We start from the raw sequence: 17,830 nt of genomic DNA, 5'->3' as shown, positions 1-17,830 counted from the left end.
GGGAGGACACGTTCATGACCGCAATGACCGCGAAGCCGGCTGCGCGCAAGCAGAAGAAGACCTGGAGCCTGTGGACCGAACGCCGGCTGCCCTCGGAGTACGAGGCCGTCACGTACAAGTTCCACAGTCATTTCCGGCGGGCGCCGGCACCGTTCGAGCTATCCGAGAACTGGTCGATCAACCAGTTCTATCTCAGGCATCGCGAAGGCTCGAAACTGATGCTGGACGATTGGGAGGGTTATCGCGATCCCCTGACCTACACCTATCGCCGTTATATTGGCGACCAGAAGGATCGTGAGGTCTACTGCGACAATCTGATCGATGAGTTCGAGCGCCAGGACAGCTACCGCAAGCTTCCTGCGGCGTGGCTCGACTTTCTCGGCCAGACCTATCTGCCGGTCCGGTTTCCCGGCCATGCGATGCAGATGAGCGCGGCCTATGTCGCGCAGATGGCGCCCTCGGCCTTCGTCACCAACACCTTCTACTTCCAGATGGGCAATGAAATGCGCCGCGTGCAGCGCCAGGCCTACCTCGCCAAGGCGCTCGCGCTCGACACCGGACGCCCGGAGCTCGCCGATAGCGGCATCGCCCGGACGATCTGGACACAGGGGCCGGAGTGGCAGGGCCTGCGCGAGCTGATCGAGAAGCAGCTGATCACCTACGATTGGGGCGAAGCCTTCGTCTCCCGCAATCTCGTGCTGCGACCGATCTTCGACCACATCTTCAATCGCGAGATTGCCGATCTGGCGCGGGCAAATGACGATGACCTGCTGGCGCTGCTGCACGACGACTTCCGCAACTACGACGAAGCCTATGCAGTCGAGACCACCAAGGCGCTGGTACGCTATGCGACTGGCAAGATGCCCGCACATGCCGTTCTGCTGCAAGAATGGGTCGCGAAGTGGATACCACTCGGCGAGCGCGCCGCGCGCAGCCTGAGCGAGGCACTTTCGGCAGCGCCCGGCGCCGACAGCGCACGGACCATCCTCGACCGGACCATGACCGCCCAGGCGAGGCTGATCGCCGATTGCGGCCTGTAGTTTGGCAGCGCCGCTCGGCATGTTGCACCGACCGCCCAGGCCGGAAGGATGGCGTTGATGACACGGCAACTCCGCATCGAGCCCGACGGTATCGCGATCGACATGGCCGACCATGAAACGATCCTTCAGGCGGCGCGTCGCGCGGGCGTCGCACTCCCCTATGAATGCGGCTGGGGGAGCTGCGGCACCTGCAAGGTGACGCTCGTCGCCGGTCAGGTCGATCTGATCTTTCCAGGTGCACCGGCCGTCAATCCGCGCGACGCACGACGCAACCGCATCCTGGCGTGTCAATCCCGCGCGACGTCGGAGGTCACCATCGCCCGCGGTCCCGGCGCCTGGTCCATGCCGGCGCCCGGCTGCGTCGAGCGACAGGCCATCCTGCGCGACGTTGTCGATCTCGCGCCGGAGGTTCGGCAGTTCAGCTTCGAAACGGCTGAGCCGATCGATTTCCGGCCGGGTCAGTATGCGATTCTGCATCTCGGGGCGGACCTGCGGCGCTGCTATTCGATGAGCAATCTGCCGGGCGGCAACCTCCTGCAGTTCATCGCCAGACGCTACGACGGCGGCACGGGCAGCAACGCACTCGCGGCGTTGGCTCCTGGCGCCGTGATCACGATCGAGGCCCCTTTCGGCACCTGTACATTGCGGCGTCGGCCGGGTCGCAAGGTGTTCGTGGCGGGAGGCACGGGCATCGCGCCGATCCTGGCCATGATGCGTGAGGCGGCGGAGGCGCGCCTCGATTTCGGCTCGCCCGTGGACGTCATCTACGGCGCGCGCGGGCCGGCGGATCTTGCCGCCCACGACGTGCTGCGAGCGGTCATCGCACGGATCGCTCAGGCGCGCTATCTGCCCGTGGTCGAGAACGCCCCATCCGGCTGGCCGCACGCAGCCGGCTTCGTCACTGATGCGATCAAGGCCACGATCCCCGATCCGGCCGCCGCCGAGTTCTACGTGGCTGGGCCGCCGATCATGGTCGACGCGGTCAAGTCGCTGCTGCGCAGTGCCGATGTTCCGATCACGCAGGTTCACTATGACAGCTTCGGCTAGGACAGGCTGGCGCGGCGCGCTACCCATCTGGGCGATGGCGCCGGGCCTGCGCCGCCTCGCCGCGCGTCCCGGCGATGCGCCTCGGCTGGCACCGGCATGGCCCTGCGTCCAGCTCGACGACACCTCGCCCGTCGGCTACGCAGCGCAGCTCGCCTCATGCGCATGTGCGCTGGCCGGCGTCGCCGAGGTGGCAGCGCCGCTCAACGCGGCAGGGCGCGCTTTCGCGCTCGATGACAGCCATGCCATGGGCCAGCCGGAAGCCTTCATCGTCCCGCCGGTGTGGCTCATCGTCCGCCCCGATGGCTCGCTGCACCTGACGCTGCGGCCGGAATGGGGGCAGAAGATTGTGGCCAAGGGCTGGGGCACGGTGCATCCCTTCGCACGCTACATGGCCGGTGCCGTGCCGCCGCAGAGCCTCGTCATCTACGCGCCGCGCGACGACGGTGAGATGGCGGTTGCGGCACGCATCATCGTTGCTGCGCATTGCTACGCAACCGGCCGCATCGGCGAGGTCGCGTTGCCCGACAGCCGCTGGTAAGCGATGACGGAGCTCTCGGCCATGATCGATGAAGGCGGCGCCAGGCGGTTTCGCATCCGGCTGGAACGCCCGGACGGCACGTTCACATTCGACGCCGCATCCGACGAATATCTGCTCTACAGCATGATCGACGCCGGTATCGAGAGCCCCTACATCTGCGAACAGGGCTGGTGCCTCGCATGCGCCGCGCGCCTGGTGTCGGGCAAGGTCGACCGCTCGGATGCGCTGACGGTCTACGCCGAGGACGCCGAAGCCGGCTTCCTGCTGCTTTGCTCGACCAAGCCATGCTCGGATCTGATCCTCACGCTTGACGAACGTCAAACCCGTCGGGACATGGTGCAGCACCGGATCGAGCATAACCAGCTCGCGCGCGCTTATCCGCCAGGGGCGCGCCTCCGCTTCCGCCGGGGACGAGCCACGCCGCGAATGAGCTCCGGTGACTAGCCAACACACGCAACCATCCATTCGCACGGCAGGATGCTGCGAGGTGAACTGCGTGGCTACCGGGCTGATGAACCGATCCGCTCACGCGCCGCGCAAGGCGGCCGCGAGCGTCGCAGCAGAGAACGGCGCGACTGAAGCCGAGCGGGACGCGATCTTCGGATGGACCGAGCGTCGGATCCCGAGCCATTGCACGAGGAAGGCCAATCGCAAGAAGCTTGCGTATGGCGGCGTTGCAGAGCTCGAACGAACCGGCTCCACGAACGCATAAAACGAGCGTCTATCCCCTCACCAATAAACTGGGCGAGGGAGATCGAGCAAAAAGCTCAATCAAATCAGACGGTGGTCTGAAGAGTGGTGGGCACGACAGGGATCGAACCTGTGACCCCTACCATGTCAAGGTAGTGCTCTCCCGCTGAGCTACGTGCCCTAAACCCAAGAGGTCTCGTCGGGTGGGGGCTCCTATATCGGCTCCCACGCAGGCAGGCAAGGACGCAAACAGGCAAAAATGGGAATAATCCGCAAGCCTGCGACCGCCGCCGGCGGCTCAGGCCGCCAGCATCTTGTTGACCTCGCTGACCAGCTCGCGCAGGTGGACCGGCTTGGACAGCACCTTGGCGTTCTTGGGGGCCTCCGAATCGGAGTTCAGGGCCACCGCGGCGAAGCCGGTGATGAACATGATCTTGATGTCCGGGTCGAGCTCGGAGGCGCGGCGCGCCAGCTCGATGCCGTCCATCTCCGGCATCACGATGTCGGTCAACAGCATCTCGAACGGCTCCTCGCGCAGCCGCTGATAGGCCGACATGCCATTGTCGTGGGGCGAGACCTGGAACCCGGCATTTTCCAATGCCTTGACCAGGAAGCGGCGCATGTCGTTGTCGTCTTCGGCGAGCAGGATTTTGTGCATGGCGGGGAGTCGTCTGGTCCGGGTGAGAGCGGAGCGTTGCCGCCACTAAGCCTGACGGGCGGTAAATTTCGGGTGAAAGATTGTGCTTTCTGATCGGACATCGACAAGGCAATTTGAGGGCCGACCGGGTTTCTTCTGCCAGAGATCGTCGCCAGCTCAGAGTTGTTCCAAACCGAAGATGAACTTTTTCCTTGTTTGCCACTTGGCAGATCGGCCGGGATTATCGAAGATGCCGTTTGGCAGAGAGCAGTGGCTCGCGTTCTCCAGCGCTTTTCGGCCGGAGCATACCGGCGCATCAACGGACGTGACCAAGGGGACGGCGCCCAGCGATGACGGAGTTTGATGGCGAATTGCCGCCGTTCGAGATCATGGAGCCTGCCACTTGGCGCGCGCCCATCATCTTCAATTCGCCCCATTCCGGTTCGGTCTATCCCGACGAGTTCCTCAGGGCGTCCCGAATCGATCTTCCGACCCTGCGGCGGTCCGAAGATTCGTTCATGGACGAGCTGATCGCAGACCTCTTGGCGCGCGGCTTTCCGACCGTCCGGGTGCATTTTCCGCGCTGCTATGTCGACGTCAACCGCGAGCCCTATGAGCTCGATCCGCGCATGTTCACCGGCCGGCTGCCGAGCTTCGCCAACACCCGCTCCATGCGCGTGGCCGGCGGCCTCGGCACCATCCCCCGGGTGGTCGGCGACGGCCAAGAGATCTATCGCGATCGCCTCAACGTCGACGAGGCGCTGCACCGCATCGAGACGCTTTACAAACCTTATCACCGCGCTCTGCGCCGGCTGATCAACCGGGTGCACCAGCAATTCGGCACCGTCATCCTGGTCGATTGTCACTCGATGCCCTCGGTCGGCGTGTCGCGCGACGAGCCGCGGCGGCCGGACATGGTGATCGGCGATCGCTACGGCACGAGCTGCGCGGCGCTGCTGCCGAACCTGTTCGAGGATGTGCTCGGCCGCCTCGGCTATTCGGTGGGCCGCAACAAGCCCTACGCCGGCGGCTTCATTACCGAGCATTATGGAAATCCGGCGAGCGGCCTGCACGCGATCCAGATCGAACTCAACCGCGCGATCTACATGGACGAGCGACGGCGTGAGCGCGGACCCCGTTTCGCGCAGGTCGCGTCGGATCTCACCGTTCTCGCCGAGGTGCTCGCGACCGTGCCGCTCGACGATCTCGGCCCGTTCCAGGCTGCGGCCGAATAAGCGGCGGAGACAGCGTCAGATCGCGCCTGAGCTGCGTGCAAAAAAAAGGGCCGCTTGAATGACAAGCGGCCCAAGTCTAGGGAGGAAACGCCCAAGGAGGGCAGCGATAACGCGAAGCGCTACCGCACCGCAACAATATGCGGCCGCGCTGCACAAAACGCAAGGGTTTTTCTCTCGATTCCCATGCAAAAAAACATAGGCGGGGTTGCGCTCAACGCGACCCAAGCCGGATTTTCATTTGAGATGTCAATAGGTTCATCAAAAAGTCTGATCAATCGAAAATTCCCCAGCGTGTTTCGATTTCGGTTTCGATTGGCCCCCCTCGACCGCAAACCCGCTGGCTTGCGAAACCGCTGCTCACCAAACGATATCCAAGATGCCAGGTCGCCGTTCCATCTCCGGATGCGCGGCCGGCGGCTTTGAGATAGGCATAACCGGCTCATCGTCTTCCGATTCCCTGCACCTGAAGGACGCGTTGTGACGGTCATCGACTTCTCAGCCTTTATCGGTCGCCTGGCGACCGCCTCGGGCGAAACCATCCTGCCGTTCTTCCGGACCTCGCTCTCGGTCGACAACAAGAGCAGCCGGCACGATTTCGATCCCGTCACCGAGGCCGACCGCGCCGCGGAGGCGGTGATGCGCCGCCTGATCAAGGCGAACTTCCCGCAGCACGGCATCGTCGGTGAGGAATTCGGCAATGAGCGCGAGGATGCCGACTATGTCTGGGTGCTCGATCCGATCGACGGCACCAAATCCTTCATTGCCGGCTTTCCGATCTGGGGCACGCTGATCGCGCTGCTGCACAAGGGCATCCCGGTGTTCGGCATGATGCATCAACCGTTCATCGGCGAGCGCTTTGCCGGCGACAATGGTTCGGCCAATTACAGGAATGCTGCCGGAGAGCGCCGGCTGTCGGTGCGCCGCTGCGAGCGGCTGCAGGACGCCGTCTGCTACACGACCAGCCCATTGCTGATGAACGACGCCGATCGGGCCGCCTTCGCGCGCGCCGAATCCGAGGTCCGGCTGTCGCGCTATGGCGGCGACTGCTACTCTTATTGCATGCTGGCCGCCGGCCATCTCGATCTCGTTATCGAGACCGAGCTCAAGCCCTACGACATCGCCGCCCTGATCCCGATCATCAATGGCGCCGGTGGAATCGTCACCGACTGGGACGGCGGCCCGGCGCAGAATGGCGGGCGTATCATCGCCGCCGGCGACAAGCGCGTGCACGAGGCGGCATTGAAGCGTTTGGCTGCGGGATGACGAGATCGACTGCAATCAAGCGATTGCAGACCGAGTCGGGAGATTGAGCTTCGGCTCGTCGCGTAGAATTACGGAGAACGCACGTTACGATACATTGTTAACTGCGCATTGACCGCGTGTCCCTAAATTTTTTTCAAATTTGACGAGTACCCGCGGCATTGCGCGGATGAACATTGATTCCAGGAAGGCATTTTCGATGGCCCGCATCAACTTCCGGCTGACGCACAAGATCATGGCCATCGCGCTGATCGGGGTGGCTGCCGTCGCCGTTTTTGGCGCAATCTACCTGATCGGCGCGACGTCGCAGGAGGCCTCGCGGCAGCTGGCCGAAAAGGCCCGCGCCGCCGCCGATCTCAACCAGAAGCTCCTCAACGATCTGCTCGAAGCGCGCCGCGCCGAAAAGGACTTCCTGCTCCGCCGTGACCAGAAATACACCGCGCGGCATACCGAGCTGAGTGCCGGCATCACACGCGAGCTCGATGCGCTTCGGACCACCAGCCGCGCGCTCGGCGACACAGCCCTCGGCGCCAGGATCGACACGGTCAGGCAGGGATTTTCGACATACAGCACTGAATTCGGTGCCACCGAGCAGGCCGAGATTCGTCTCGGCCTCAACGAGACCCTCGGCCTGTCGGGCTCGCTGCGCTCGGCCGTGCATGACATCGAAGCCAAGCTGAAAGAGGTCAACGACCCCAGGCTCACAAGCGGCATGCTGATGCTGCGCCGGCATGAGAAGGATTTCATGCTGCGTCGCGACCCGAAATATGTCGCGGAGCTCAAGACGACGGCAGCCGAATTCGCCAAGGCCATCGCCAGCGCCGATATCGCAGCCGCGACCAAGGCGGAAATCAACCAGAAGCTGGACAAATATCAGAAGGATTTCCTGTCCTGGGCGGACGGGTCGCAGGAGGCGGCGCGCCACAGTGCCGCGATGTCCAAGGCTTTCGCCGAGATCGAGCCCGTCATCGCCGAGATCGGCAACACCGTCGCGCAACATTATACGTCGGCGCAGGCCGCCGAGGCCGAGACCGGCCATAATGTCAAGCGTGGCATGCTGATCACGCTCGGCCTGTCGCTGATCCTGGTCGGTTGCGTATCCTTCCTGATCGGCCGCGGCATCTCCACCGCGATCCGCAACATGGTGCAGGCCATGACGCGGCTTGCCGGGGGCGACGCTTCGATCCGGATTCCCGGCGTCGGCCGCCGTGACGAAATCGGCGAGATGGCCGGCGCCGTCGAGGTGTTCAAGACCAACATGATCGAGACCGAGCGGTTGCGCGCCGAGCAGGCCGAGGTCGAAAAGCGGCTCGCGCAGCAGCGCAAGGCGGACATGGCGGCGCTTGCCCAGAGCTTCGAGACGGCGGTCGGCGAGATCATCGAGACGGTGTCCTCCGCCTCGACCGAGCTCGAAGCTTCGGCGACGACCCTGACCCGGAACGCCCAGCACGGCCAATCGCTGGCGACGGCCGTCGCGTCGGCCTCCGAGGAAGCCGCGGCCGGCGTGCAGTCGGTCGCGTCAGCCACCGAGGAGCTGTCGGCCTCCGTCACCGAGATCAGCCGTCAGGTGCAGGAATCGGCTCGCATCGCCGGCGAGGCGGTCGGCCAGGCCCGCCGCACCAATGAGCGGGTCGGCGAGTTGTCGAGAGCGGCAACACGCATCGGCGACGTCGTCGAGCTCATCAACACCATCGCCGGCCAAACCAACCTGCTCGCGCTCAATGCCACGATCGAGGCGGCACGTGCCGGCGAAGCCGGCCGCGGCTTCGCCGTGGTCGCCGCCGAGGTCAAGGCGCTGGCCGAACAGACCGCAAAGGCCACCGGAGAAATCGGCCAGCAGATCGCGAGCATTCAATCGGCCACTGCGGAGTCCGTCGATGTCATCCGCGAAGTCTCCAGCACGATCGAGCGGCTGTCGCAGATTTCAGCGACCATTGCGGCCGCCATCGAGCAGCAGGGCGCGGCGACCCAGGAGATCTCGCGCAATGTGCAGCACACGGCGCAGGGGACGCAGCGCGTCTCCGACAACATCGTCGAGGTCGAGCACGGCGCCACCGAGACCGGCTCCGCGTCGGCCCAGGTGCTGTCGGCGGCGCAATCGCTCTCGGAGGAGAGCAACCGCCTCAAGCTCGAGGTCGGCCGTTTCCTCGAGACGGTCCGCGCGGCATAGACCGATCAGATGGCCGTCTTGCGCAGATGATCGACGAGCAGCTTGGCTGGGCGCGGCAGCGCCTTGAAGCTGCGGGCACAGATCACCAGCCTGCGATTGGACCAGGCATCCCGTAGCATGATGAGGCTGATCGGCATCGATCGCGCGCAGCGGCGTGCGGCCGCCTCGGGCACGACGGCGATGCCGACACCGGCCGCCACCATCTGGCAGATGGCATCGAAATCGCGCAGGCGCGCCCGGACATGCTGACGGATGCCGAGCCGCGCCGCATGCCTGCCGATATGGGCGTTGAGCGCTGTTCCCTGGGTCAGGCCGATGAAGTCCTGCCCGGCGGTCTCGCTGAAATCGATCTGACGGCGGCCGGCGAACGGGCTCCGGCGGCCGGCCACCAGGATCAGCCGGTCCTCGCCGAAGGCGAAGCGCTCGATGGTGTCGGGGAGCGCATGCTCTGCCGCGACACCGAGGTCGGCTCTGCCGGATACGATCGCTTCCGCAATGTCCGTGCTTTCGCGCTCCTCTACATCGACATTGATGTCCGGATGCTCGCGCAGGAACGCCGCCAGTGCGCGCGGCAGATGCTCGGCGAGACCAACCGTGTTGGCGAGCAGTTGCACATTGGCCCGCAGCCCCGACGCAAAGCCCATCAGATCGCCCTGCATGGCCTCGACATTGGCGATGATGAGGCGAGCATGATCGAGCAGGCTTTCACCGGCCGCCGTCAGAGCGACACCGCGGCGCCCACGCTTGAACAGCGCGATGCCGAACGCCTCTTCAAGCCCCTTGATGCGGGCGCTGGCCGACGCGAGCGCCAGATGGGCGCGATCGGCCCCGCCAGTGATGCTGCGGGCCTCGGCGACCGCGATGAACAGCTTCAGGTCAACCAGATCAAAGCGCATATCCGATCCAGCCTCAGTCATTTCCGAAGGCAGGCTCCGTAAGCTCCACATTGTGCTGCAGGGACGGGTTGGTCAATGTCGCCCCATGACCGATCCGCTTCTTATCTTCATCGCGTTCGCGCTGACGCTCGCCGGCTTCGTCAAAGGGGCCCTCGGCCTCGGCCTGCCGACCATTTCGGTCGGCTTGCTCGCCATCGCCATGCCGCCTGGCCGGGCACTGGCGATCGTCATCGTTCCCGCGGTCATCACCAACATCTGGCAGACCTTCGCCGGTCCCTATCTTCGCGATATCGCCAAGCGGCTTTGGCCGCTGATGGCAGGCACCGCGATCGGGATCTGCCTCAATGCCGGAGCTCTCAGCCACGGCTCGACCCGCTATGGCAACGTCGCACTCGGCGTGCTGCTGACGGTCTATGCCACGCTCGGTCTCACTCGGCTCGCCTTCAAGGTCGCTCGCCCGCACGAGAAGTGGGTGGGCGGGATCGTTGGCCTCCTGACCGGGCTGATCTCGGCCGCCACCGGCGTGCAGGTGGTGCCCTCGGTGCCCTACATGCAGGCGATCGGGCTCGAAAAGGACGAGTTGGTCCAGGCGCTCGGGGTCTTCTTCACGATCGCCACCCTCACACTCGCGTTCAACCTGACGAATTCCGGCCTGCTCAGCACGGCGATCGCCTTGCCCGGTACGGTCGCCATGATCAGCGCGTTCCTCGGCATGGCCATGGGCCAGGCAGCGCGCGCGCGATTGCCTGCCGAAGCCTTTCGCCGTGTTTTCCTGATCGCGATGGTTTTGCTCGGTCTCTATCTCGCCGGGAGCGCCCTTATCGAGCTCACATGGTGATCAGCGCGCTTCCAGCAGGGCGATGCGGACACCGAGATAGACGAACAGGCCGCCGATCGCCCGATTGATCCAGACCAGCGCCGATGATCGCCGGACCCGGCGCGCGGTTCGCGCCGCCACGGCGGCAACGCCGAGGCACCACAGCGTCGAGTTGACGATGAAGATCGTGCCGAGCAGCAGAAAGGCGACGGGCTTGTGGGACGCATCGGCGACGACGAATTGCGGGATGAAGGCCAGGAAGAACATCGCGACCTTCGGATTGAGAACGTTGGTGAGCGCGCCCTGCCAGAACACCTGGCGTAACGATGCGTCGGCAGCAACGGCCGGGGCGTCCGCCTCGGCAGCAGCGGCCGGCGGGCGCGCGAACAATTGTGTGAAGCCGAGATAGACGAGATAGGCCGCTCCTGCCCACTTCACGGCCGCAAAGGCGGTGGCCGATGCCATCAGCAGCGCCGACAGGCCGATCGCGCTTGCAAAGACGTGGACCAGGCAGCCCGTGCTGATGCCGAGGGCGGCCGCAGCGCCTCCGCGCCATCCCATCTGAACGCTACGACCGACGATATAGGCCGTGTCCGGACCAGGGGTCATGTTCAGCACCAGACCGGATAGCAGGAACAGCAGCGGATCGTGAATTCCCAGCATGGTTGAACATTTCCTAACAGTTTGTCTCACCGAGACTGAATGATCATTGCTGTTTTCGAGGTGATCGTTCAAGCTGGCGTCATTGCCCCCGGAAAAGAAATGGATTTGGCCGCACCTGGCGTGGTATGCGCGAGGCGGGAGCACGACGTGATGGATAGACGCCTGGCCGCCATCGTTTGCGCTGACGTCGCCGGCTACTCGCGGATGATGGGAATTGACGAGGCCGGCACCCATGCCGCCTTCAAGGCCCACCGCGCCGCCATCCACCCCCTGATCCTCAACCACGCCGGACGCATCGTCAAACACACCGGCGACGGCTTCCTGCTCGAATTCGCAAGCGTCGTCGATGCCGTTCAATTCGGCCTCGACATGCAGTCCCTGATGGCCGACCGCAACGCCGACCTGCCGGCGGAACGCAACATGCGCTTCCGCGTCGGCATCCACATTGGCGAGGTGATCATCGACGAGGAGGAGGTGTTCGGAGAAGGCGTCAACATTGCTGTCCGCCTGGAGGCCGTCGCGCCGCCCGGCGGCGTCGCGGTTTCTGCCAGGGCCCATGATGAGGCCAGCAAGCATCTCTCTGTCAGCCTCACTGATTCCGGCGTCGTCCGCCTCAAAACCATTGAAGAACCGATGCAGGTGTGGACCTGGACGGCGGGGGGCGAGACGGGCAAGCAGGATGGCTCCCGAGGCAGTTCCGGCTCACTGAACTATCGGACAGCCATTGTCGGCGTTCTGCCCTTCGTGAACCTCGCCGACGCCGCCGACGAATATCTCGCCGATGGGCTGGCCGACGACCTCATTCACGCGCTGTCGCTGCAATCCTTCTTTCGCGTCCTCAGCCGCACCTCGACCTTCGCGTTCCGCGACCGCGGGCTCAGCCCTCGCCTGATCGCCCGCGAGATCGACGCCACCTATCTGATCCAAGGCACAGTCCGTCGCTCCGATGCCAAGATCCGCGTGACGGCGAAACTGATCGCGCCCGAGACGGGCGAGCAGCTGTGGACCGGCCGTTACGACCGCGACATGGGCGACCTGTTCACGCTGCAAGACGAGATCACCACCAGCCTGTGCGCCGCGCTGATGCCTGAGATTTATCGCGCGGAGGCGTCCGTGCCGACCCGGTCGCAGACGACGGATGCGACGGCATGGGATCGCTTCCTGAGAGGCCTGTCGCACTATTATCGTCCTACCAAGACCGATTATGAGAGATCGATCGCGCTGTTTCGCGAAGCCATTGCGCTCGATCCGACGCTGGGCATCGCGCATGCCTATCTTGCGACCATCCTGATGCAGGGAATCAGCTTTGGCTGGATCAAGGGATCGCGCGAGCTCTGGAACGAGGCCCTGGCTCTGGCGCTGTCCGGCGTGCGGCTCGACCCGCGCTCGTCCTTTTCCTACGCCATTCTGGCTTTCATTCATGCGATGGAGGGCGCCCATGACGAGGGCCTGAAGGCCGCCCGCAAGGCCACCGAGCTGAACGCCTATGACAGCGGCGCTCGAGGGGTTCTCGGCCTCTGCCACATGGTCATCGGCGAGCATCAAAAGGCGATCGAGCTGTTCTCCGTCGCCGCCCAACGCGGCAACAGCGATCCCCGCTATCAATGGCCGGCGCTGAACGCTTACAGCCATTACCTGCTCGACCGCTACGAGGCGGCGCTGTCCTGGGCCCGCGAGGAGCTGTTCCTCTACCCGAATCATCTCCAGGCGCTGACAATTCGGGCTGCGACCTTGGCACAGCTGGGCGAGACCGACCAGGCGCGTCAGGCCATCGGCGTCCTGGGCGAGCGCTACCCCTGGCTGACGCTGGACCGCCACATGAAGAATATTCGCTGGAAAAACCAGCGCGATATCGCCCATTATCGCGACGGGCTGATGAAGGCAGGCTTGAAATAGGTCTAATTGCGAGCCGCGCGGCTGCGCGGCCATATGTCCTGCGGATTTTTGACCCAAAATCATGGATTTCAGTAGGAATGTCGTGGTATCGCCCAAGGTGAGAGCGAGGAAGCAATGGAGAGACGACTGGCCGCCATTGTCTGTGCCGATGTGGCCGGTTATGCGCGGATGATGGGCGCCGACGAGGCCGGAACCCACGCCGCCTTCAAAGCCCATCGCAGCGCCATTCATCCGATTGTTCTCAATCATGGCGGCCGTGTGGTTAAAAGCACGGGCGACGGATTTCTGGTGGAATTTCCGAGCGTCGTCGGCGCCATCGAAGCTGCGGTCGAAATGCAGCAGCTGATGGCCGAGCGAAACTCTCACCTGCCGGCCGACCGGGTCATGCAGTTCCGGATCGGCGTGAACATGGGCGACATCATCGTCGACGAAGGCGAAGTGTTCGGCGACGGGGTCAACACAGCCGTGCGCCTGGAGGCGGCGGCCCAGCCGGGAGGAATTGCGGTTTCCGAGAAAGCCTATCTGGAAGCCAGCAAGCACCTCAAGGTCGTGTTCGTCGACGGCGGCCCGTTCCGCTTCAAGAATATCGAGGAAACGATCCACGTCTGGACCTGGGCCCCGGGGGCAGACAAGGGGCGGGAACCTCGCTCGACCTCCGGGCTGCCGCCACAATATCGAACGGCCATTGTCGGCGTGCTCCCCTTCGTCAATCTGAGCGACGAGAGCGACGATTACTTCTCCGACGGCCTGGCCGAAGACCTGATCCACGCGCTGTCACTGCAATCCTTCTTCCGGGTGCTCAGCCGGAACTCCACCTTCGTGTTCAAGAAGGCGGGACTGAGCGCCCGCCTGATCGCCAGGGAGATCGACGCGACCTACCTGATCCAGGGGTCCGTCCGGCGTGCCGGCAGCAAGGTCAGGGTCAACGCGGAGTTAATCACGCCGGAAAGCGGGGAGCAGCTGTGGGTCGGGCGCTATGACCGCAACATCGGCGATCTGTTCGCGGTGCAGGACGACATCACCGCCAACCTGTGCACCGCGCTGATTCCGGAGATCTACCGCGCCGAGGCCTCGGTGCCGGTTCGCCTCCTCAACACCGATCTCACCGCCTGGGACCGGTTCCTGCGTGGGCTTTCGCATTATTATCGGCCCACAAAATCGGATTACGAGCGTTCGATCGCCCTGTTTCGCGAAGCCATTGCCCTCGACCCGGGGCTCGCGATCGCCCATGCTTATCTGGGGACGATCCTGCTGCAGGGCATTCACTTCGGCTGGATCAGGAACACGCGCGAATTGTGGGACGAGGCCATGGCGCTGGCCGAAGCCAGCGTTCGTCTTGATCCGCGGGCGTCCTTCTCCTACTCGTTGCTGGCTTACGTCCATGCCATGCAGGGTCATGTGGAGGCCGGCACCGAGGCTGCCGAAAAGGCGTTGCGGCTGAACTCCTATGACATGGGTGCCCGTGGCGTGCTCGGCGTCTGTCACTTCGTGAAAGGCAATCATCGCGAAGCCGTCGACCTGTTCTCGGTCGCCGCCCAGCGCGGCAACAGTGATCCGCGTTATCAATGGTCGGTGTTGAGCGCCTTCAGCCATTATCTGCTCGGACAATACGACGCGGCGCTGTCCTGGGCACGCGAGTCGCACTACCAGAATCCCAACCACCTGCAGTGCCTTTCGATCCAGGCCGCCGCCCTGGCTCAGCTCGACCGGACGGCGGAGGCCGCTGACGCAGTCACAGGCTTCCTGCGCGCTTATCCCTGGATGACCGTCGAACGGCTGATAAGCAATCTGCGCTGGCGCAATCCGGCCGACATCGCGCATTACCGCGACGGGCTCGTGAAGGCTGGCATCCCCCTGACGAAGCTGACCTTGATAGAGACCAAGGCGAAATTCGGCACGGGCAGCGCGCAGTCGACGCACGGCTGACGACCTGTAGTTGACACGACTGCAAGTTACGCCATCATTCATGATTGCATTGTAGCGTTGAGAATGCGTCGCTTGGTCCGCGCTTCCGCGCCGGTCTTCAAGCGACATTTCCGTTTCCGTCGTCTCGTTTTCATGACTCGCTGCATTCCAAGGATGTCATTCGATGCAAAAAGATCGCGCCCGCGTCCGTGACGCCCTGCCGGGACAGATTCCGGTGTCGCCCGACAATCCCTGTCCTTTTCTCCGGGCCCTCGTGGCTGGCGGCTTTGTGGATGGCCACACCGTGCCGCTCAAGACGATCTCCGCCCGGATCGAGGCGGCGAGCGGCGAGACGGGATTCAAGAAGCGTATCGTCGGGATCGAGACGTTCGGAGTCGCGCTGATCGCCAATGGTCTGTCGCCGCTGCGCCTGCTGAAAAGCCTGTTCTCCGGCGCCGATCTCGACGAGTTGCGCAACGGGCCACTCGACAAGCATGGCGGCGGCTCGCGCATCCTCGATGCAAAGGCAGATGTTCACCCCGCGGAGATCGACCGGTTTGCGAGTTTCGGCAGCGACTATCCCGATCCCAATGGCGGCACCGAGCGCGGCCTGAACGCGGCGCAGATCCAGACCTTCATGAAGGCCAATCTGAAGCGCGACGGCGACAAAGCGCGCTGGTACTATCCCCTGTTGATGCAGGGCGAATGGCCGGTGCTGCTGCGCGTGATCGGCAAGGGCGACGGCGACAACCGCTATCTGTCGGTTGCCGAGGTCCGCACCCTGTTCGTCGAGCGTCGCCTTCCGCAGCGCATCGTGGCACGTCTGACCGCTAAGCCGCAGCCCGCCAACATCATCATGCGGATCGGCAAGGCACTGCTCGGCGGAGCCATCGCCGCAGCCGTCGTGCTGTTCCTGGCGTGGGTCGCCGCTCCCGACGCGGTCAGCGACAGGCTGAGCGCGGTGCTGCCGGCGAAGGCTGCCGCCCTGATCCCACCGGCCCTGCCCCAGACCCAGCCGACCCAGGCGGCCTACTGGCTCGACCAGGGCTGGACCACCAAGGACCGGCATTGGTTCCATCACGTGACCCAGGGCACGGCGACCTTCCCGATCCCCTACAATTGGTTCATGGCGATGGAGCAGCCTTATCTGTCGCTGTTCGGTACGCCTGGCCTGATCTCCGATACCGCCTATCTCGAACGCTTCGGCTTCATCCCGAGCCCGAAAAGCGTCGACGGCGAGCCCAGCGCGCTGCAGCCGTTCGGCTACGGCCCCAACGCGACCGCCAAGACCGACATCGCCCCCGCGCTTCCGGCCGGGCTGAAGCCGACCCCAGCCGGCAATGAAGGCGGTTTGCCGGTCGGCTTTGCGCGGCTCAGCGGCGTCACCAATCCGGCGAACGGCGCGCCCGAGCCCGACAAGATCGGCCTGACCTGCGCGGCCTGTCACACCGGCAGCATCCACTACAAGGGCGTGAGCGTCCGCTTCGACGGCGGCCCCGGCATGGTCGACCTGCGCAAGCTCGAAGAGGCGATGGGCTTTGCGATGCTCTTCACGCAATATGTGCCCGGTCGCTTCTCGCGCTTCGCCGACCGGGTGCTCGGGCCCAATGCGACCGACGCCGAACGCGAGACCTTGAAGAAGGGGCTGAAGGCTGCCACCGACTTCGCCCTCACGATGCAGGCCAAGAACTACCAGACTGCAATCGCGGCCAAGGGACAGACCGAGACCATGGAGGGCTTCGGCCGGCTCGATGCGCTGAACCGCATCGGCAACCAGGTCTTCTATCTCGACATGGCGATCAGCGGACTGCCGAACATGCTCGGCAATCAAGAGGCCATCGACGCGCCGGTCTCCTATCCGCCGATCTGGACCGTGCCCTGGTTTTCCTGGGCTCAGTATGACGGCTCGATCGCGCAGCCTTTGATCCGCAATGCCGGCGAGGCGCTGGGCGTGTCTGCGGAAATCAACTTTTCGCCCGAGCCGGCGAGCAACCGCCTCTGGCGCTCGTCGATGGCGGTCGAAAACCTGCTGCACATCGAGGACATGCTGCGCGGCCCCGACCCGTTCGCCACCACGACGCCTGCATTCGGCGGTCTGACGTCGCCGAAATGGCCGGAGAAGCTGTTCCCCGACGACGAGGCCTGGAAGATCAAGACAGCGCGCGTCGAGAACGGCCGCAAGCTCTATGCGACGATCTGCGTCGAGTGCCATCTCGGTCCGGTGGCCGACCCCGTCTTCGACAAGACCTATCCGGACAAGAGCTTCTGGAAGATCAAGCCGCGGGACGATTGGGAGAGCAAGGGCTGGAACGCGAAGGGACCGATCCTCGACCTGGTCCAGAAGCCGGTCGAGGTGATGCAGACCGATCCCGGCCAGGCCAGTATCCTCGCCAATCGCAAGGTCAAGGTGCCCGGCTTCCTCGACGTCGACCCGGCCAAGGACCTGAAGGGCTGCGGCCTGCCCCAGGGCTCGACCACCGAGATGTCCTATGCGCTGGCGCTGATGGCTGTCGTGCAGAAGGCGAGCGACAAATGGATGGAGGACCGCAAGCTCTCCGCGGCCGAGCAGGCGGCGCTGTGGGGCGATCGCAAGAACTGCCCCAATCCGGCTGGCAACACCTATCGGGCCCGGCCGCTCAACGGCGTCTGGGCGACCGCGCCCTATCTGCATAACGGCTCGGTGCCGTCGCTGTACTGGCTGTTGACGCCGGCCGCCGAGCGACCGACCTCGTTCTGCCAGGGCGCCCGGGACTACGACCCGAAACAGGTCGGCTTCGCGGTCCCGGCGGGCGGCGAGACGTCGTGCAAGGTTGGCCAGACGCTGTTCGCAACCAAAGACGCCAGCGGCAAGCCGATCAAGGGCAACAGCACCCTCGGTCATTCCTTCGAGGGTCCCGCGCGGCCCAACAAGGACTATCCCAACGGCATCATCGGCGGCGCCTTCTCCGAGGAGGAGCGCTGGGACCTCATCGAGTATCTCAAGACGCTCTGAGGCCACACCGCAGGCGCGTCCGGCTTCATCGCCAGACGCGCCGG

14 protein-coding genes and 1 tRNA gene are annotated in these 17,830 nt (G+C 64.4%); 11 read left to right on the top strand and 4 right to left on the bottom strand.

Going from position 1 to position 17,830, the window contains the following annotated elements; genetic code table 11:
- The first annotated feature begins 14 nt into the window (after window positions 1-14).
- From HL671_RS18270 to HL671_RS18255, 4 genes are read left to right on the top strand one after another with little or no spacing between them, the layout of a single operon-like run.
- Window positions 15-1,040, top strand: coding sequence for an aromatic/alkene monooxygenase hydroxylase subunit beta (locus HL671_RS18270; protein ID WP_012041843.1), 1,026 nt, complete (start codon window positions 15-17; stop codon window positions 1,038-1,040).
- 57 nt (window positions 1,041-1,097) lie between these two features.
- Window positions 1,098-2,087, top strand: a complete 990-nt coding sequence (locus HL671_RS18265; protein WP_246579484.1) for a 2Fe-2S iron-sulfur cluster-binding protein — start codon at window positions 1,098-1,100, stop codon at window positions 2,085-2,087.
- Window positions 2,071-2,625, top strand: coding sequence for a luciferase domain-containing protein (locus HL671_RS18260; protein ID WP_246579483.1), 555 nt, complete (start codon window positions 2,071-2,073; stop codon window positions 2,623-2,625). Before HL671_RS18265 ends, HL671_RS18260 begins: the two co-directional genes overlap by 17 nt.
- Before the next feature lie 21 nt (window positions 2,626-2,646).
- Window positions 2,647-3,069, top strand: coding sequence for a 2Fe-2S iron-sulfur cluster-binding protein (locus tag HL671_RS18255; RefSeq protein WP_244424384.1), 423 nt, complete (start codon window positions 2,647-2,649; stop codon window positions 3,067-3,069).
- 352 nt (window positions 3,070-3,421) lie between these two features.
- Here HL671_RS18255 and HL671_RS18250 read toward each other — a convergent pair.
- Window positions 3,422-3,496: transfer RNA gene (locus tag HL671_RS18250), tRNA-Val, on the bottom strand.
- Window positions 3,497-3,613: 117 nt separating this feature from the next.
- Window positions 3,614-3,973 (bottom strand): cell cycle two-component system response regulator CpdR, encoded by a 360-nt coding sequence (cpdR, locus tag HL671_RS18245; protein ID WP_006610087.1) that lies wholly within the window; start codon window positions 3,971-3,973, stop codon window positions 3,614-3,616.
- A 329-nt stretch (window positions 3,974-4,302) separates the two neighbouring features.
- Between cpdR and HL671_RS18240 the strand changes: the two genes are divergently transcribed.
- The 3 genes from HL671_RS18240 (at window position 4,303) to HL671_RS18230 (ending at window position 8,617) form a co-directional block, all read left to right on the top strand.
- Window positions 4,303-5,187, top strand: coding sequence for an N-formylglutamate amidohydrolase (locus tag HL671_RS18240; RefSeq protein WP_012041665.1), 885 nt, complete (start codon window positions 4,303-4,305; stop codon window positions 5,185-5,187).
- Window positions 5,188-5,664: 477 nt separating this feature from the next.
- On the top strand, window positions 5,665-6,450 hold the full coding sequence (hisN, locus tag HL671_RS18235) for a histidinol-phosphatase (RefSeq protein ID WP_012041664.1): 786 nt from the start codon (window positions 5,665-5,667) through the stop codon (window positions 6,448-6,450).
- A 196-nt stretch (window positions 6,451-6,646) separates the two neighbouring features.
- The gene (locus HL671_RS18230; RefSeq protein WP_172237262.1) at window positions 6,647-8,617 is read left to right on the top strand and encodes a methyl-accepting chemotaxis protein; all 1,971 of its coding nucleotides are present in this window, start codon (window positions 6,647-6,649) and stop codon (window positions 8,615-8,617) included.
- 5 nt (window positions 8,618-8,622) lie between these two features.
- Here the strand turns inward: HL671_RS18230 and HL671_RS18225 are convergent, their stop codons facing one another.
- Window positions 8,623-9,513, bottom strand: a complete 891-nt coding sequence (locus HL671_RS18225) for a LysR substrate-binding domain-containing protein (RefSeq protein ID WP_012041662.1) — start codon at window positions 9,511-9,513, stop codon at window positions 8,623-8,625.
- 85 nt (window positions 9,514-9,598) lie between these two features.
- Here HL671_RS18225 and HL671_RS18220 point away from each other — a divergent pair, with 85 nt between their 5' ends.
- Window positions 9,599-10,351 (top strand): sulfite exporter TauE/SafE family protein, encoded by a 753-nt coding sequence (locus HL671_RS18220; protein ID WP_012041661.1) that lies wholly within the window; start codon window positions 9,599-9,601, stop codon window positions 10,349-10,351.
- On the opposite strand, the gene HL671_RS18215 is transcribed toward HL671_RS18220, so the two are convergent.
- Complete coding sequence (locus tag HL671_RS18215; RefSeq protein WP_172237259.1) at window positions 10,352-10,993, bottom strand: LysE family translocator; 642 nt, start codon at window positions 10,991-10,993, stop codon at window positions 10,352-10,354.
- Window positions 10,994-11,143: 150 nt separating this feature from the next.
- Between HL671_RS18215 and HL671_RS18210 the strand changes: the two genes are divergently transcribed.
- The 3 genes from HL671_RS18210 to HL671_RS18200 all read left to right on the top strand — a co-directional run bounded on the left by HL671_RS18210 (window position 11,144) and on the right by HL671_RS18200 (window position 17,786).
- On the top strand, window positions 11,144-12,889 hold the full coding sequence (locus HL671_RS18210; RefSeq protein WP_012041659.1) for an adenylate/guanylate cyclase domain-containing protein: 1,746 nt from the start codon (window positions 11,144-11,146) through the stop codon (window positions 12,887-12,889).
- Window positions 12,890-13,003: 114 nt separating this feature from the next.
- Window positions 13,004-14,815, top strand: a complete 1,812-nt coding sequence (locus tag HL671_RS18205; protein ID WP_172237256.1) for an adenylate/guanylate cyclase domain-containing protein — start codon at window positions 13,004-13,006, stop codon at window positions 14,813-14,815.
- A gap of 163 nt (window positions 14,816-14,978) precedes the next feature.
- The gene (locus tag HL671_RS18200) at window positions 14,979-17,786 is read left to right on the top strand and encodes a di-heme-cytochrome C peroxidase (protein WP_012041657.1); all 2,808 of its coding nucleotides are present in this window, start codon (window positions 14,979-14,981) and stop codon (window positions 17,784-17,786) included.
- Window positions 17,787-17,830 lie beyond the last annotated feature (44 nt).

It is taken from the genome of Bradyrhizobium denitrificans (assembly GCF_013179005.1).
Lineage (GTDB): Bacteria > Pseudomonadota > Alphaproteobacteria > Rhizobiales > Xanthobacteraceae > Bradyrhizobium > Bradyrhizobium denitrificans.
The sequence above is the reverse complement of the archived record's forward strand: the minus strand, read 5'-3'. Positions and strand labels throughout refer to the sequence as shown.

Coding starts and splice junctions, on each gene's coding strand:
- HL671_RS18230 (WP_172237262.1), top strand. CDS start 6,647: ATGGCCCGCATCAACTTCCGGCTGACGCACAAGATCATGGCCATCGCG.
- HL671_RS18215 (WP_172237259.1), bottom strand. CDS start 10,993: ATGCTGGGAATTCACGATCCGCTGCTGTTCCTGCTATCCGGTCTGGTG.
- HL671_RS18260 (WP_246579483.1), top strand. CDS start 2,071: ATGACAGCTTCGGCTAGGACAGGCTGGCGCGGCGCGCTACCCATCTGG.
- HL671_RS18220 (WP_012041661.1), top strand. CDS start 9,599: ATGACCGATCCGCTTCTTATCTTCATCGCGTTCGCGCTGACGCTCGCC.
- HL671_RS18205 (WP_172237256.1), top strand. CDS start 13,004: ATGGAGAGACGACTGGCCGCCATTGTCTGTGCCGATGTGGCCGGTTAT.
- HL671_RS18255 (WP_244424384.1), top strand. CDS start 2,647: ATGATCGATGAAGGCGGCGCCAGGCGGTTTCGCATCCGGCTGGAACGC.
- HL671_RS18210 (WP_012041659.1), top strand. CDS start 11,144: ATGGATAGACGCCTGGCCGCCATCGTTTGCGCTGACGTCGCCGGCTAC.
- cpdR (WP_006610087.1), bottom strand. CDS start 3,973: ATGCACAAAATCCTGCTCGCCGAAGACGACAACGACATGCGCCGCTTC.
- HL671_RS18270 (WP_012041843.1), top strand. CDS start 15: ATGACCGCAATGACCGCGAAGCCGGCTGCGCGCAAGCAGAAGAAGACC.
- HL671_RS18240 (WP_012041665.1), top strand. CDS start 4,303: ATGACGGAGTTTGATGGCGAATTGCCGCCGTTCGAGATCATGGAGCCT.
- HL671_RS18200 (WP_012041657.1), top strand. CDS start 14,979: ATGCAAAAAGATCGCGCCCGCGTCCGTGACGCCCTGCCGGGACAGATT.
- HL671_RS18225 (WP_012041662.1), bottom strand. CDS start 9,513: ATGCGCTTTGATCTGGTTGACCTGAAGCTGTTCATCGCGGTCGCCGAG.
- HL671_RS18265 (WP_246579484.1), top strand. CDS start 1,098: ATGACACGGCAACTCCGCATCGAGCCCGACGGTATCGCGATCGACATG.